Source organism: Labilibaculum sp. (assembly GCF_041595635.1).
Classification (GTDB): domain Bacteria; phylum Bacteroidota; class Bacteroidia; order Bacteroidales; family Marinifilaceae; genus Labilibaculum.
Genome location: NZ_JBFHJW010000022.1, coordinates 1 through 15,696, shown reverse-complemented (window position 1 = coordinate 15,696; position 15,696 = coordinate 1). Strand labels below are relative to the sequence as shown.

General features: G+C 36.5%; 15 protein-coding genes. 4 read left to right on the top strand and 11 right to left on the bottom strand.

What is annotated here, in order from left to right; all coding sequences use genetic code 11:
- The first annotated feature begins 66 nt into the window (after positions 1–66).
- The 3 genes from ABYT26_RS08420 to ABYT26_RS08410 all read left to right on the top strand — a co-directional run bounded on the left by ABYT26_RS08420 (position 67) and on the right by ABYT26_RS08410 (position 4,062).
- Positions 67–1,035 carry a GDP-mannose 4,6-dehydratase gene (locus tag ABYT26_RS08420; RefSeq protein ID WP_372752817.1) on the top strand — a complete coding sequence of 323 codons (969 nt, stop codon included), beginning with the start codon at positions 67–69 and terminating at the stop codon, positions 1,033–1,035.
- A 177-nt stretch (positions 1,036–1,212) separates the two neighbouring features.
- The gene (locus ABYT26_RS08415) at positions 1,213–3,123 is read left to right on the top strand and encodes an LTA synthase family protein (RefSeq protein ID WP_372752815.1); all 1,911 of its coding nucleotides are present in this window, start codon (positions 1,213–1,215) and stop codon (positions 3,121–3,123) included.
- Positions 3,124–3,186: 63 nt separating this feature from the next.
- Positions 3,187–4,062 carry a diacylglycerol kinase family protein gene (locus ABYT26_RS08410; RefSeq protein ID WP_372752813.1) on the top strand — a complete coding sequence of 292 codons (876 nt, stop codon included), beginning with the start codon at positions 3,187–3,189 and terminating at the stop codon, positions 4,060–4,062.
- A gap of 59 nt (positions 4,063–4,121) precedes the next feature.
- Here ABYT26_RS08410 and ABYT26_RS08405 read toward each other — a convergent pair whose 3' ends face one another.
- From ABYT26_RS08405 to ABYT26_RS08380, 6 genes are all read right to left on the bottom strand, one after another.
- A complete protein-coding gene (locus ABYT26_RS08405) occupies positions 4,122–4,670 on the bottom strand; it encodes a glutathione peroxidase (RefSeq protein ID WP_372752886.1) in 549 nt (182 codons plus the stop codon).
- 275 nt (positions 4,671–4,945) lie between these two features.
- On the bottom strand, positions 4,946–5,980 hold the full coding sequence (locus ABYT26_RS08400) for a glycosyltransferase family 9 protein (RefSeq protein ID WP_372752811.1): 1,035 nt from the start codon (positions 5,978–5,980) through the stop codon (positions 4,946–4,948).
- 207 nt (positions 5,981–6,187) lie between these two features.
- On the bottom strand, positions 6,188–6,427 hold the full coding sequence (gene atpC, locus ABYT26_RS08395; RefSeq protein WP_372752809.1) for an ATP synthase F1 subunit epsilon: 240 nt from the start codon (positions 6,425–6,427) through the stop codon (positions 6,188–6,190).
- A gap of 11 nt (positions 6,428–6,438) precedes the next feature.
- The gene (atpD, locus tag ABYT26_RS08390) at positions 6,439–7,950 is read right to left on the bottom strand and encodes a F0F1 ATP synthase subunit beta (protein ID WP_372752807.1); all 1,512 of its coding nucleotides are present in this window, start codon (positions 7,948–7,950) and stop codon (positions 6,439–6,441) included.
- Positions 7,951–8,043: 93 nt separating this feature from the next.
- Complete coding sequence (locus ABYT26_RS08385; protein WP_372752805.1) at positions 8,044–9,018, bottom strand: polyprenyl synthetase family protein; 975 nt, start codon at positions 9,016–9,018, stop codon at positions 8,044–8,046.
- A gap of 71 nt (positions 9,019–9,089) precedes the next feature.
- Positions 9,090–11,417: an RND family transporter gene (locus ABYT26_RS08380; RefSeq protein ID WP_372752803.1), complete on the bottom strand. Its 2,328-nt coding sequence runs from the start codon at positions 11,415–11,417 to the stop codon at positions 9,090–9,092.
- 564 nt (positions 11,418–11,981) lie between these two features.
- Here ABYT26_RS08380 and ABYT26_RS08375 point away from each other — a divergent pair.
- On the top strand, positions 11,982–13,676 hold the full coding sequence (locus ABYT26_RS08375; protein WP_372752801.1) for a Na/Pi cotransporter family protein: 1,695 nt from the start codon (positions 11,982–11,984) through the stop codon (positions 13,674–13,676).
- A gap of 177 nt (positions 13,677–13,853) precedes the next feature.
- Here the strand turns inward: ABYT26_RS08375 and ABYT26_RS08370 are convergent, their stop codons facing one another.
- The 5 genes from ABYT26_RS08370 to ABYT26_RS08350 all read right to left on the bottom strand — a co-directional run bounded on the left by ABYT26_RS08370 (position 13,854) and on the right by ABYT26_RS08350 (position 15,451).
- Positions 13,854–14,297, bottom strand: a complete 444-nt coding sequence (locus ABYT26_RS08370) for a C-GCAxxG-C-C family protein (RefSeq protein ID WP_372752799.1) — start codon at positions 14,295–14,297, stop codon at positions 13,854–13,856.
- Positions 14,298–14,414: 117 nt separating this feature from the next.
- A complete protein-coding gene (locus ABYT26_RS08365) occupies positions 14,415–14,780 on the bottom strand; it encodes a fibronectin type III-like domain-contianing protein (RefSeq protein ID WP_372752797.1) in 366 nt (121 codons plus the stop codon).
- A complete protein-coding gene (locus tag ABYT26_RS08360) occupies positions 14,777–15,166 on the bottom strand; it encodes a glycoside hydrolase family 3 N-terminal domain-containing protein (protein ID WP_372752884.1) in 390 nt (129 codons plus the stop codon). The genes ABYT26_RS08365 and ABYT26_RS08360 overlap by 4 nt, the downstream gene beginning before the upstream one ends.
- Positions 15,148–15,327, bottom strand: coding sequence for a hypothetical protein (locus ABYT26_RS08355; protein ID WP_372752795.1), 180 nt, complete (start codon positions 15,325–15,327; stop codon positions 15,148–15,150). Before ABYT26_RS08355 ends, ABYT26_RS08360 begins: the two co-directional genes overlap by 19 nt.
- Positions 15,293–15,451, bottom strand: a complete 159-nt coding sequence (locus tag ABYT26_RS08350) for a hypothetical protein (protein ID WP_372752793.1) — start codon at positions 15,449–15,451, stop codon at positions 15,293–15,295. Before ABYT26_RS08350 ends, ABYT26_RS08355 begins: the two co-directional genes overlap by 35 nt.
- Positions 15,452–15,696 lie beyond the last annotated feature (245 nt).

The window sequence follows — 15,696 nt, the reverse complement described above, 5'->3', positions numbered from 1 at the left end:
ATAGATTCGAAATATCAGTCCTTTGACAAATTAACAAGAAGGAAAAGATCAACAAAATAGTATCAAATGAAATCAATCGTAGTGACTGGATGTGCCGGTTTTATCGGCTCACATCTTACAGAAAAATTATTACAACTTGGATATAAAGTAATTGGAATCGATAATTTTGATCCTTTCTACCCAAAAAGAATAAAGGAAGAAAATATGAACCATTTTCGTCAGGATTCTTCTTTTGTATTTTACGAGCTAGATTTGAGAGTTGATTCAAGTTTGGATATCATTACAGAACCGGTTGATTTAGTGGTACATTTGGCGGGAAAAGCTGGTGTTCGACCTTCCATAGAAGATCCGCAAGGATATATCAATAGTAATATTTCTGCTACCCGCAATGTGTTGGATTTCATGAGAAAAAAAGGAGTTAAGAAATTTGCATTTGCGTCCTCCTCATCCATTTATGGCAATAACAAGGAGGTTCCTTTCTCGGAAAGTCATAATGTCGATCGTGCTATTTCACCCTACGCATTTTCTAAAAAATCTTGCGAAATTCTAAATCATTGCTACCATCATTTGTATGATTTAGATATCATTAATATGAGATTTTTTACCGTTTTTGGTCCTCGTCAGCGTCCCGATTTGGCTATTCATAAGTTTCTAAAGCTAATGAAAAACAATCAGGAAATTCCCATGTTTGGAGATGGTAGTATGGCTCGCGATTATACCTATGTTAGCGATACAGTAGAAGGAATTGTGAAAAGTTGCCAATATCTTTTCGATCACGAAAATGTTTTTGATACCATCAATTTGGGCAACAGTTATCCTATTCTTTTAAGCGATATGATAGCAACCATCGCAACAAGCGCAAAATGCACCCCAAAAATCAAGCATTTACCAATGCAGGCAGGTGATGTTGATCAAACTTTTGCGGATATTTCACGAGCTAAAAAACTGATTGGTTATAATCCTAAAGTTAGCTTTAAAGAAGGTATTGAGCTCTTTGTGAAATGGTTTACCCAAAAAGACACTCCGATCCTATAACCTGAAAAATTAGGAGAAATAAAGTTATTTTACTGATGGTATTTTTTACAATCTTTACAAAAAATACGATGCTTTGAATTTTAACATCTTTTAAAATTCAAAAGGTCGAATTGTTAGGTTTTTATTAGAACTCACCTCTTTCTTTGGGGCAGTTTTAAATCCAACAATTCAAAAAATATGAAATTTCAAAGCATCCTACAAAGTCGCTATGGAGGTATTGTAATCTTTAGTTTTATTTTCCTGACCATTTCTTTTTTGGTTCGAAGTATCCTTCTTATTACCGACATTCAAAATGTTGATTTGAATCTTGTTCGATTTATTCAAATTTACGCCTTTGGTTTGTTCTATGATTTAGTAGCTATTTCCTATTTTATCATTCCATTCGTATTTTACCTGCTAGTTGTTCCAGATAAAATTTTTAATTCTACAACACATCGCTGGATTTCTTATATTTTCTTTATTATTAGTATCGGAATACTAGTGTTTTCGGGAATTGGCGAATGGTTCTTTTGGGAAGAATTTAGTGTCCGATACAACTTTATTGCTGTTGATTATTTGGTTTATACACACGAAGTAATCTCAAATATTCAGGAATCTTACCCAATGCCTATTATCATTATGGGAATGCTTTTACTTTCAGCAACTATTTTTGCTCTTGTAAAAAAACATTTCGACAAGGTTATTAATTCAAAATCAAAATTTACTTCCCGCCTAACTACTAGTTTAATTTTATGGGCCTTACCTCTTATAGCTTTTTTGTCAATTAACAAATCTTCAGCGGAAATAAGTGAGAACACCTATTCAAACGAATTGGCTCACAATGGTATTTACCAAATTTTTTCTGCTTTTAGAAACAACGAATTAGACTATAAATCTTTTTATCAATCTATTGATGATAAGAAAGCTTTTACGAATCTGCGAAAGCTAATTACAACACCAAACAGTAAATTTATTAGTGACGATATATTCGATGTAAGAAGAAAAATTACCTATGCTGGCGAGGATAAAAAGTACAATGTAATGATGATTACAGTTGAAAGCTTAAGTGGTTCCTTTTTTACCAGATTTGGCAGGTTAGATAACATTACACCCAATTTGGATACCATTGCTCAACAATCTCTCTTTTTCACCAATTTCTATGCTACAGGAACACGTACAGTTCGTGGAATGGAGGCTTTAGCACTTTCTTTACCTCCAACTCCTGGCTATTCAATTGTAAAAAGACCTAACAACGAGGGAATGTTTACCTTTGGTAATGTTCTTAAATCGAAAGGATACGAAACCAACTTCATTTATGCAGGAAATGGCTATTTCGATAACATGAACTATTTCTTTGGGAACAGTGGCTATAATATTGTAGACAAAAAAGACTTTAAAGAAGAAGAAATTACCTTTGAAAACGCATGGGGCGTATGCGATGAAGATTTGTTTGCAAAAGCAAGTCAGGTTGCTGATAAAGCCTACAAAAAGGGTAAACCTTTTCACAACTTTATTATGACTACCTCTAATCATCGTCCATACACCTATCCTGAGGGAAAGATTGATATTCCTTCACATACCGGAAGAAAAGGAGCTGTAAAATATACCGACTATGCCATAGCTAAATTCCTACGTGAGGCTAAAAAGCATGCATGGTTCAAGAACACCATCTTTGTAATTGTTGCTGATCATTGCGCTTCAAGCGCCGGAAAAACATCCCTTCCTGTAGAAAAATATCATATTCCTTTACTAATCTATGCACCAGAAATTATAGAACCAAAAGAAATTAACACCCTAGCATCTCAAATCGATTTTGCCCCAACCATCTTAGGACTTCTTAATATGGATTATACGTCAAAATTTTTCGGGAAAGATATTCTTCTTGATGAGCCAAATCGAGCACTAATAGGAACTTACCAGAAAATAGGACTACTAAGAGATGGGAAATTGACAGTACAGTTGCCTACGAAGCGTACTGAATCTTATCTGTTAGTTGACAAGGAACAAAAAGCCAATCAGCTTGATAATAATGAGTTAAAAGATGCAATTACTTACTATCAAACAGCAAGTTACCTATTTCACCACAAAGGATTTAACTTTTCAGATTAACTCAATATATCAAGAAACAAAACACGATTAAACTCTTTAAATTTTATTTCTAAGTTTAAAAGAATGATAACAGTATTAAAAACACTTGCAATAGTCAATCCCATTTCGGGAACAGGCAAACAAAAAAACATTGAGGTTTTACTGAATAAATATCTGGATCATAAACAATTTCATCTTCAAATAGAAAAGACAGACTACGCGGGTCATGGTACCGAATTAGCAAAACTTGCCATTAAAAATAGATTTAATCTTGTAATCGCAATTGGAGGAGATGGAACTATCAATGAAATTGCTAATGCACTAACTTTTAGCAATGTAGCTATGGGAATAATTCCTTGCGGTTCGGGTAATGGCTTGGCACGACACCTTGGTATTCCTATGAGTATTAAAAAGGCAATTGAATGGCTAAACAAAGCCACTATTAACAAAATAGATACGATAACAGCTAATAATTATCGTTTTATAAATGTGGCAGGTATTGGCTTTGATGCTTTGGTTGCTCATGAATTTACCAGAATGAAATCCAGAGGGTTAACAAACTATGCTAAAGCTATTTTAAAGTGTTTCCGAATCTTCTCGAACCAAACATTTGTATTGAAAAATCAGGAGCAAGAAACAGTAGAAAATGGAATGATGCTTTGTTTTGCCAATTCATCTCAATTTGGAAACAATGCCTACATTGCCCCAAATGCAGTCCTTGATGATGGGAAAATGAATATTTCACTACTTAAAAAACCAAAATGGTTTCAAATCCCGGCATTAAGCTGGAAAGTATTTACAAAGGGACTGAACAGTTCCTTTTTGTTTAGGGAAATAATCACCGATGAAATAACGATTATTCAGCAATCAGAACTAGGGCATGTAGATGGAGAACCCATTTGTTTTGGAAAAAACATTTACCTGAAAGTAGATCCTCTAAGTCTAAAAATTCTCGCTTAAATTGTAGGGAAAGAGTTCCTTATTGAAACTCTTTCCTACAATTAAATCTACTCTCAAAATTATAACATTTCCTTAATCTTGTCTTCGAAATCTTCAGGAGCAATATTAGGTTCGATACGTTCCAATACTTTTCCATCACGACCCACAATAAATTTGGTAAAGTTCCACTTCACACCATTTCCTTCGTAAATTTCGGGGTACTTTTTACTCAAAAAACCTTTGAACTTTTTACCTGATTCAGAATCATCAAAACCTAAAAAAGGCTTCTCATCGGTTAGCATTTGGTATAGAGGATGAGCATTCTCGCCTCTCACCTCAATTTTCTGAAACATTGGGAAGCTCACACCATAGTTTTTCTCGCAAAAAGCGGCGATTTCTTCCGATGTTCCGGGTTCCTGCCCATTGAATTGATTACTCGGAAATCCCAGAATCACCAAACCCTGATCCTTGTATTTTTGGTACATCGCTTCCAACCCCTCGTATTGTGGCGTTAAACCACACTTACTGGCCGTATTAACAATCAACACCAATTTCCCTCTATATTGTTCCAGTGAATGCTCTTCTCCGCTTAAACTCTCCATTTTAAAGCCATAAATTGTTTTATCCATACATTTCTTTTTCGAACAACATTCCTTTCCCTCCGTTTTTGTAGCTTTTGATTGAGCTATTCCTTGCTGAGCCATCATTCCAAAAGCACAAATCAAAACCAATGCAATTTTTTTCATCCAACTATTTTTAATCGTTTATTTCATTTGAAGCATTCCCATAAAATTCAGCTGAAATTTATATCGTGCGCGACACGAATATACTTGATTAATTTGAGTTCCCCTAACTAATTCTTAAAAAAACAGGACTAAATTGGATGAAGTACCAAAAAATAACTTTAGGACATGCGCTGCTTTACTTCACGGGCAAGCCACTCGGGGGTGATATCGACCATGCATTGCTGATACACTTTCCGACTGCATTTTCCCGAGCCATCTTTCGTACAAGGACGACATTTTAAATCAACACTTAGCGTTTTGATGTGTTCTCCTGTCGTAAAACCAAAGGCTGTAGGTCCCATGAGCGACAAAGCGGGAATCTGAAATTTATCGGCAGCATGAAGAAAGCCCGTATCACCGGAAATCACCAAGTTTGATTTTTGAACCAAATAGCAGGATTCTAACAGATTGGTTTTTCCACTCAGATTCAGGACTCTTTCTTTGGCCACATTTTCAATCTCCTTACAGAAAATATCATCGGGTCCGGCTAAAATCATAAAATGATATTCGGGAAGTAGTTGCACCAACTTTTGCCAGTGAGAAACCGGCCAGCGCTTCATCGCCCAGGCTGCCGACGGAACCAGAGTAACCAATTTAGGAAGATCTCCTTTCAAGTTCGAAAAGACATTCTGCTCCATTTTCTCTTTAAGTTCCTCAGGAAAAAACCAATTCGTATTCACCTTAGAATAGTCGGTTATTCCAAACTTCTCGAGCGGTTTTCGAAAAGATAGCATGCCCCGAAAAGGCATGGGAAATAGATCGATACGAAATTTGAAAAGTAGAATTCGCTTGATTCTATCCTTACTTCGCATAGTGAATTTAGGTCCGATACCAAAGCATCGTTTCCAACGCGGAACGAGTACTGTTTTTAGTACGATGGATCGGATATTGCTATGCGCATCGTAAACAAAATCGAATTTCTCTTTTTTAAGCGCTTTTGCCTGTTGTAAAAGACCTGAAAAACCCTTTTCTCTATCGAAACCCCACACTTTATGAATGCGTTGATCCATGGCCAAAAAAGAAGACATGTCTTTCCGGGCAATCCAATGAATTTCGGCATCAGGATAATGATTTAAAATGCCATCAACAGCAGTCATGCATTGAATAATATCACCTATGGAAGAAAATCGAATGATTAGGAATTTTTTGGGCATTTGATAAGTGTCAGATATAGAGGAACTAGAACAAGATGTATTTACAACCTGATTCAATTATTTGTGAATGCAAAAATAGTAAGAGGAATTAGGAAATCCACAATCTTAGTAAATAAAAAAAGAGACTTTAGAAATTCCAAAGTCTCTTTTTTATAAATTATATTGTCGGCAAAATACTGATTACCAAAAGACAAAATCTATTTTTTCCTAGCTATCTGCCAATACTGAAATTACATTCTTCTTACATTCAACAACACCTCCGTTGATTTCAAAGAAAATTTCCCCTTCTCCAACTGGTTTTAGTTTAATGATTCCTTTCTCGAGAGAAGAAACAATAGGAGCATGGTTTTTCAATATTTCAAAAGATCCATTTTTCCCTGGCAGCTGAACCAATTCAACTTCCCCGGAATACAGTCTTTTTTCAGGTGTAACAATATCCAAATGCATACATTCTAAGTTTAATTATCAGCTTCAGCCAATAGTTTTTCTCCTTTTTCAATGGCTTGCTCAATGGTACCAACAAGGTTAAAAGCAGCCTCGGGATATTGATCTACTTCCCCATCCATAATCATATTGAACCCTTTAATGGTATCTTCGATAGAAACTAAACAGCCTTTTAAACCTGTAAACTGCTCAGCAACGTGGAAAGGTTGCGATAAGAAACGCTGAACACGACGCGCGCGGTGAACAACAAGTTTATCTTCTTCAGATAATTCCTCCATACCCAAAATGGCAATGATATCCTGCAACTCTTTGTATCGTTGAAGAATCTCTTTCACATCCTGAGCGCATTTGTAGTGAGCTGCACCCACAACATCTGGAGTTAGAATACGAGATGTTGAATCCAAAGGATCTACCGCTGGATAAATTCCCAATTCAGCAATTTTACGATTCAGTACCGTAGTTGCATCCAAGTGAGCAAAGGTCGTTGCCGGAGCAGGGTCAGTCAAGTCATCGGCAGGAACATAAACTGCCTGCACCGATGTAATTGATCCTCTTTTTGTTGAGGTAATTCTCTCCTGCATCACACCCATCTCGGAAGAAAGTGTTGGCTGGTAACCTACCGCCGATGGCATACGTCCCAAAAGTGCCGAAATTTCCGATCCTGCCTGAGTAAATCGGAATATATTATCCACAAAGAAAAGAATATCTCGTCCTCCTGATTTTTCATCCCCATCACGTAAACTTTCAGCAACAGTTAGTCCAGAAAGAGCCACACGAGCACGAGCCCCTGGTGGTTCGTTCATCTGGCCAAAAACCAAAGATACCTGAGAGTTATCCAAAGCTTTTTTATCCACTTTAGAAAGATCCCATCCTCCTTTTTTCATATCTTCTTCAAAAGCATCTCCATATTGAATTACTTTTGATTCAATCATTTCACGTAGCAAATCGTTCCCTTCACGAGTACGCTCACCAACACCAGCAAATACCGATAAACCATCCTGACCTACAGCAATATTATTAATCAATTCCTGAATCAATACTGTTTTACCAACACCAGCACCACCAAACAAGCCAATTTTACCTCCTTTAGCGTAAGGCTCAATCAAATCAATTACTTTGATTCCTGTAAAGAAAACTTCCGATTCTGTACTTAGCTGATCAAAAGCAGGAGGTCTTCTATGAATTGGATATCCGCCTTTTTTATCAACAGGATCTATTCCATCGATGGTTTCACCAACTACATTCAATAACCTTCCTTTGATTTTATCTCCCGGAGGCATCATAATGGGCGAACCTGTTGCAATAACATCCATTCCTCGTCGTAAACCATCGGTAGAATCCATAGCAATGGCACGAACCGTGTTCTCGCCAATATGTTGCTGACACTCAACAACTAAATTCTTGCCTTTTTCCATCACAACCTCTAAAGAATCGTAAATTTCAGGAAGTTTGGTTCCTTCCAAATCAAAACTTACATCGATAACAGGTCCGATCACCTGCACTATTTTGCCTGTATTTTGTGACATTTACATTAATTTTTTGGATCATTACTATCGTGTAACAACAAATTTAGAATTTTTTGTCATTAAAGGAGAATCTTATCTGAATTTTTAACATTCTTAAACGGAACGATTTATCAAACCCTTTACTAAAGAATAAAGTTCTTTTTTCTTTTCTGCCGTAACATTCACTTTATCAAGATATTCCAAACACAAAGCGAAATAGTCATCAATCTTTTTCTGCGAAAGTTCACGCACACTCAATTGTTCATAAATTGTCTTTACAGCCTTTATTTTTTCCTCAGGATTAAAATCTTTTACTTCTAACCAGTATTTCAAATCCTTTTTCAACTCGGGAGGCACTTTCTCTAAAGCATTTATTAAGAGGTAGGTTTTCTTATTAGATAAGATGTCTCCTCCTATCTTTTTCCCAAAAACAGATTCATCTCCAAATACATCCAACAAATCGTCTTGCAATTGGAAGGCCATACCTAGATTCACTCCGAAGTAATAAAGCAGATCCGCATCTTTTGTGCTGGAATCCCCCATGATAGCTCCCATTTTTAAACTTCCACCCAAAAGAACAGCTGTTTTCAAACGAATCATATTCAGATATTCTTCCACTTTTACGTTGCTACGACTCTCAAACTCCATATCGAATTGCTGACCTTCACAAACTTCCAAAGCCGTTTGGTTAAAAACAGAAAGAACATCACGCAAGTGTCTGTCTTCACAGGATCCAATGAACTGATAAGCTTTAATAGACATAGCATCACCCGACAAAATGGCTACATTACTGTTCCACTTTTCGTGAACGGTAGCCTTTCTTCGCCGTATAGGAGCATTGTCCATTACATCATCGTGCAAAAGGGTAAAATTGTGAAAAATCTCGATTCCAATGGCTGGTAGGCAAACTTTTGAAAGGTCATCCTTGTATAAATTTGCTGCTAACAAAACCAAAATTGGTCGTAAGCGTTTGCCTCCAAGTCCAAGAATATATTGCATCGGTTCGAAAAGACCTTGCGGAGGAGATGATAACTCCAGTCCATCTATCTCTTTTTCAATGATTTTCTGAAGCTCTATAAAAGTATACATGATTTTTAAACTATTTTAATGGGTATTCGGAAACAGCTCACTAAAATATAAAAAAATCAATTCAATAAGCTTTATTTGTCCTCTTTGTTTTCGTTAGGTGCAATTCTAAGATTATCCAACTCAATATCCTCTTCCTCGTCGAAAATTTGCAGCAAAGGTTCTTTGAAAGAACGGTTAGTGATAAATTTCTCGAGAGTAAGTAGTAGAGATGGCAATAGAATTAAATTGGAAAGCATTGCCGAAAGCAAGGTTACCGATACCAATATTCCCAAAGATACTGTTCCGCCAAAGTCGGATAGCGCAAAAATACCAAAACCAAAAAATAGAATTATAGATGTATACATCATGCTCTGTCCGGTTTCGCGCAAGGCAAGTACTACCGATGAACGAATGCTCCAGTTGGTTGCTTTCAACTCCTGACGATATTTTGCCAGGTAATGGATAGTATCATCCACAGAAATACCAAAGGCAATACTAAACACCAAAATAGTAGAAGCTTTAATTGGAATGCCAAAGAAGCCCATGAGTGCTGCAGTAACAATCAAGGGCAAAAGGTTAGGGATTAATGCAACCATCACCATACGTTTGGAAGAGAACATCCAAGCCATGAAAGAGGCGATTAGGAAAACAGCCAAAGCCAAACTCAGAAATAAATTCTTAACCAAGTACTTGTTGCCCTTAAAAAAGATAATGCTCGATCCGGTTACATGAACGGTATATTTATCTGTCGGAAAAATTGAATTTACCTGATCAATAATTTTTTTCTCCATCTCCTCCATTCTTGTGGTTCCAATGTCCTTCATTCTAAAACTCATTCGAGTAGTCGTCTGAGTTGAGTCTAGAAAAGTATTGAACAACCTTGAATCATCGCCGGTATTTGATTTTGCTACGTAGGAAAGAATCACGTTTATCGTTTGACTACTCGGAAGCTTATAGTATTTTTCTTTGCCGTTAAAATAGGATTGATTGGCAAATTTGGCGGCTTCTACAATCGAAACCGAGGAAGATATTTCTGGGTAGGATTTTAGACTATCGTTGAGAGCATTTAATTTTCGTAAAGTAGATAATTTTAAAACTCCGGCCTTCTTTTTGGTCTCTACCATCACTTCCAAAGGCATAATTCCATCCATGTTCTTCTCAAAGAACTTTAAATCCTGAAAAATTACATTATCGTGTGGCAAATCGTCTACCATAAAACCTGTACTTTTCATTTTGCTGATTCCGAAAAAACCAACAAGTACCATAATAACTGCTATGATATAAACAACAGTTCGACGCTTAAGTACAATATTGACCAATCTCCCGACAAACCAAACGGTCATTTTGCTATCCAAATGCTTTGTTGCTTTCTGATCGGGAGGATTTATAAAGCTAAAAATAATAGGAATAAGCAGCAAAGAAAGCATGAAGACCACCATGATATTTAGGGCTGCAATCACCCCAAATTCTTTTAATATCTGACTTGAAGTCACAATAAAAGTAGCAAAACCTGATGCTGTGGTTAGATTGGTTAAAAAGGTGGCATTCCCAATTTTGGAGACCACGCGTTGTAAAGCCTTAATTTTATTGTTGTGACGAATGTATTCGCCGTGGTATTTGTTGATAAGAAAAACGGAATTCGGTATTCCTATGACCACTAGCAAGGGCGGCAACATTGCAGTAAGCAAGGTAATTTTATAATCGAACAAGACCATCGATCCTACAGCCCAAATTACACTTAACCCCACAACCAGCATGCAGAAAAACACCACCTTAAACGATCGAAAAAACATAAATAAAATAATGGCGGTCACCAAAAGAGAAAGGTAAATGAACATGTTCATCTCCTTCTTGATCATTTGGGCGGTCACCACACGAATGTATGGAAGGCCCGAATATTTCATGTCTAGATTGTACTTTGAGGTGAAGCTATCGGTAATTTCGCGCACCCTAACCACCATAGGTTCACGCGCCTTAGAGTTAATTATTTTGGCATTTACCGTAATTCCCATTAAAAAAGTATTGCTCTCCTTATTAATCAAACTGCCCTGATAAAAAGGCAAAGATTCTGCCACCGCAGCAATACTATCGAGTTGTTTTTGAGAACTAAGCTTTTTGGGGAATATACTTTGGAATTCAAATCGTTTTTCCTCTTTATTTTTATTGATATTGTAGGTATGTGCAATGGAAACTACAGCATCTATTCCATCCAGAGCTTTTAAACTATCGCCTAAGGCAATCCAATCGTTGAACTTATCAAGTTCATAGAAGTCTGAATCTTGAACAGCGAAAAACATCACATTCCCTTCTTGCCCAAAAGTATTCTGAAATCGCTCATACTCAACCGAAGCAGGATCATCATCGGGAAGTAATGCAGCATACTGATATGACATTTCCACAAATTGAGCTTTGTAAGCCATAAATATCGTGATAAGCCCAATTATCACTAAAAGTAAAATTCTATTCCTAAGAATTAATCCTGCAATTCTATTCCACATACTATATCCTGCTAAAGAGATCCCGATTTTTATTTAGATTGCGGCGAAAATACTACTTTATAATCATTTTTTCAAAAGATACAGAAGGTGTAGAATCCGAATCTATATGTTGTGACTCACATCAGGGAATAAAATTACGGAATTTAGATGAAATCATCTGGTTTTTAAGAAATTAATTCCAAAAAACACCTTAATTCTAGAGCACCATCATCTATCTTTTTAGAGAATATGTCCCAAAATTGAGTTTAATTATAGAATATACCACAAAAAAAATTGCCAACAGACTAATTTTCAGAACTAATTTAAAGCGTTAAAAATCTATAAATATTCTTCTTGTTATGATTTTGACATGTTTAATTGAGCTTATTTTGACTTTTTCTTAATACTCAATTAAGAATGAAAAAAATTAGAGATTCTCTTAATTACTTCTATTTTTGCGCACTTTACGAGTACTAATTCATTGAAAATAAAAAACCAAATCAAGTTATGGATTACGGATTGGCCGATATTTTAAGACTTATAGGCTCTTTAGGCTTATTTCTTTACGGAATGAAGTTAATGAGTGAATCGCTTCAACGAGTGGCTGGAGACAAGATGAGATCTATTCTTGCTGCAATGACTTCGAATCGATTTAAAGGAGTATTAACAGGTGTAATGATAACCGCATTAATTCAATCTTCGTCGGCAACTACTGTTATGGTAGTAAGTTTTGTAAATGCTGGCTTGTTATCGTTGGTTGAATCGGTTGGAGTAATTATGGGTGCCAATATTGGTACAACCGTTACTGCCTGGTTAATTTCCCTTTTGGGATTTAAGGTAAGCATGAGTGCTATCTCTCTTCCTTTAATTGGTTTGGGGCTTCCCTTCCTGTTTTCGCAAAATCGTAGCAAGAAAAACTGGGGTGAATTAATCATGGGTTTCGCTTTGCTTTTTATTGGCTTGCAGTTTCTGAAAACTTCAATGCCTGATATCAAAAGTAACCCTGAAATATTGAACTTTCTGACAAGTTATACCGATATGGGATTTGCTTCTACCCTACTATTTTTAGGGATAGGAACGCTTCTTACCATCCTAATTCAATCTTCGTCGGCCACCATGGCACTTACTCTGGTAATGTGCAACAGCGGATGGATTAGTTTCGAAATGGCTGCAGCAATGGTATTGGGCGAAAATATTGGAACAACAATTACTGCCAATTTAGCTGCCATGATTGCCAATACATCAGCAAAAAGAGCAGCTCGCGCCCATCTTATTTTTAATACTTTTGGTGTTGTTTGGATGCTAATTGCTCTACCTTACTTTTTAAATGGTGTTGCTTGGGTAAACATAAACGTTTTAGGTGGTGGAAATCCATTCTCGAATACTTCGGATGTTCCGGTTTCTCTTTCTTTATTTCATACTGGCTTTAATATTTTGAATGTTGTTTTCTTAATTTGGTTTGCCAATTTTATTGTAAAAGTAGTTACCCGATTGGTTCCGGTCCGCGAAGATTCTGAGGAAGAATTCAAACTTCAGCATATTAAAACTGGAACTCTATCAACTCCAGAAGCCTCTTTATTCCTGGCAAAAAAGGAAATCAATTCATACGTAAAAAGTACGAAGAAAATGTTTAGCTATACCAAGCAGGCATTTAATGAGACAAACGACAAAACCTTCAATAAACTGTACGAAAAAATTGACAAGCGAGAAAATGAAAGCGACGACATGGAAGTAGAAATTGCCAACTTCCTGGCTAAGGTGTCCGAAACTCGTTTAAGTACCACAAACTCGGAAAGAGTAAGAGCCTACTTTAAAATGGTAAGCGATATTGAAAGTGTTGGTGATTCGATTCTGAATCTGGCCAAAGCCATGAAGAGAAAACGCGAACAAAAAGCATGGTTCCCTCAAGAATTAAGGGATAATATCAACAATATGTTCATAATGGTTGATAACGCTCTTAATATCATGCATGAAAATACAAAAAATGAATTTACAGAGGTTAAAATCAAAAAAGCCTGGGAAATAGAGCGAAAAATTAATGATTATAGAACAGTCCTTAAAACCCAACATCTGAATAATGTTGAGGACCACAAATACAAATATCAGGCAGGGATCGTGTACAGCGATATTTTTTCGGAATGTGAAAAAATTGGTGATTACTGTATCAATGTTAGTGAAGCTCTTAACGAGATTAAAGAGTAAAAATCTATTTCTAGATAATAGCAAAAAATCCTCATCGAAAACGGTGAGGATTTTTTTATGCTGTCAATTCATTCGAGAAAAGTAAAACAATCTCAGGCAATAAGTCTTGCCTGAGCAATTATGTCAATATGAAATGCTGAATTTTACCAGAAACATAGGAAAGTAGACCTTCAATCTTTACTCCTCTAGCAAAAGATTGACCAATTTAACTGAATCGGAAATACACTTTGCGCAAACATTCTTTTTCAAATCCTTATTCTCAAATTCCTTCTCTCCTTCTACAGTATTAAAATCACAATTTAAAATCGTTTTGCAGTCGATAGATCCATGCAAGGCTTTAAAGTAAAGGGTAAAACTTTTTATCATTTCATTGGTTGCACTTCTAGCATCCATATTATCGGGGTGTTTTTTAGAGTTGTAGATTCCCAATACCATAAAAGATCCTGTAACTGCTCCGCAAGAGCTTTGCAACTTTCCCATTCCACCTCCAAAACCAGTAGATACGGATAAGGCCATGTCTGGATCAAATTTTAAATGATCAGCATAAGCTGTTACAACCGACTGTGAACAATTCATCCCATTGTAAAACGAATGAATGGCTTTTTCCTCTATTTCTTTCATATAAAAATGTTTGTGGCGATTTAAATCGCTACTAAAGGTAAGCATATTCCTTACCGAAAAAAAAACCACCCGAAGGTGAGTTTACGATCTTTAATAAAATGTTATTTGCAGGCGAATCTATTTCACATGAAAAGAAGATTCTAAACGGATATCATCGGAGGCTGCTCCAATTTTCACCTGAAACTCACCTGGCTCAATTACTCGTTTCATGGCTCTGTTCCAAAGTGCTAAATCATCAGGTAATAATATGAAAGCTACCTCTTTCTCCTCGCCAGCTTTTAACTCTACACGCTTAAACCCTCGTAATTGCATAAGGGGAGTTGCAACTGAGCTATACAAATCGGTAATATAAAGCTGTACAATTTCACTTCCATCTCGGTCTGAAATGTTTTTCACCTTCACTTTAACAACTTGATTTTCACCCTTAGTAATTTCTACTTTCTCAATATTAATATCGGAATATTCATATTTGCTATAGCTCAAACCATGACCAAATGCGAATAAAGGCTTACTGCTTCCGTAAAAGCTTTTTCGAAAACATATAAAAAGTGACTGCGAGCTTCACGTTCTCCGATGTAAACAGTTCCGGTATTTAATCCTTTTAAAGGCATACTATGAACCCCAAAATGCTTCGGCTCGGCAACCACAGCATCGTCAGCAGTTAAATCCTCTCCCTGCATTCCTTTGATAATCGCAACTCCATTTCGAGCGACCAAATAGGCATCTTCACCATAGGTTTCCTGAACACGAACCCAACGAGGCTCGCGACCAATTCCTAAAACCGGTCCTAATACCATATGAACATTAACCGAACGTGTCTCAGTTGCAATCACCTTTCCAATCTTCTCCATCAAGTCAACATCCCACATGCTTCCCAGTCCCAATGAAACAGGAAATGCAGTTGATTTTTTCCCTGATAACCGTGCAATGCTTCCTCGATAAACAATGCCGGAATTCCCAATCGGGTATTCTCAATTACATATTTTCGAAGTTCGTTAGCATGATCTGCCGTTTTCCGGATAGTAATCATGAACAGAACCAATACTCATTCCATTTAATGCTTTTGTAGCTCTCACTGGTTCTACTCTTCCATCAAGCACCAAGTCTCCAGCAGAATACATATCCAGCTGCATTACTTTTTCTTCCAATGTCATGCGTGATAGCAAATCGGCAACTCTTGTTTCAATACCTAAATCTGCATTTTTATAAGCAGGTAGCTCATCTTTGTTCGTAAATCCAAAAAATAATAGTGTTACAAAGTTGCTGTTTTAGCAGGGCCGATGTTAATGTTAAAAGCTTTGTCAAAGCTATAAATACATTTTAAGTAAAGATTTAAGCCAAAAAAAGCCCACCCGAAGGTGAGCTTGTAAATTGTATCAATCGTTTAATTACGCTCGTT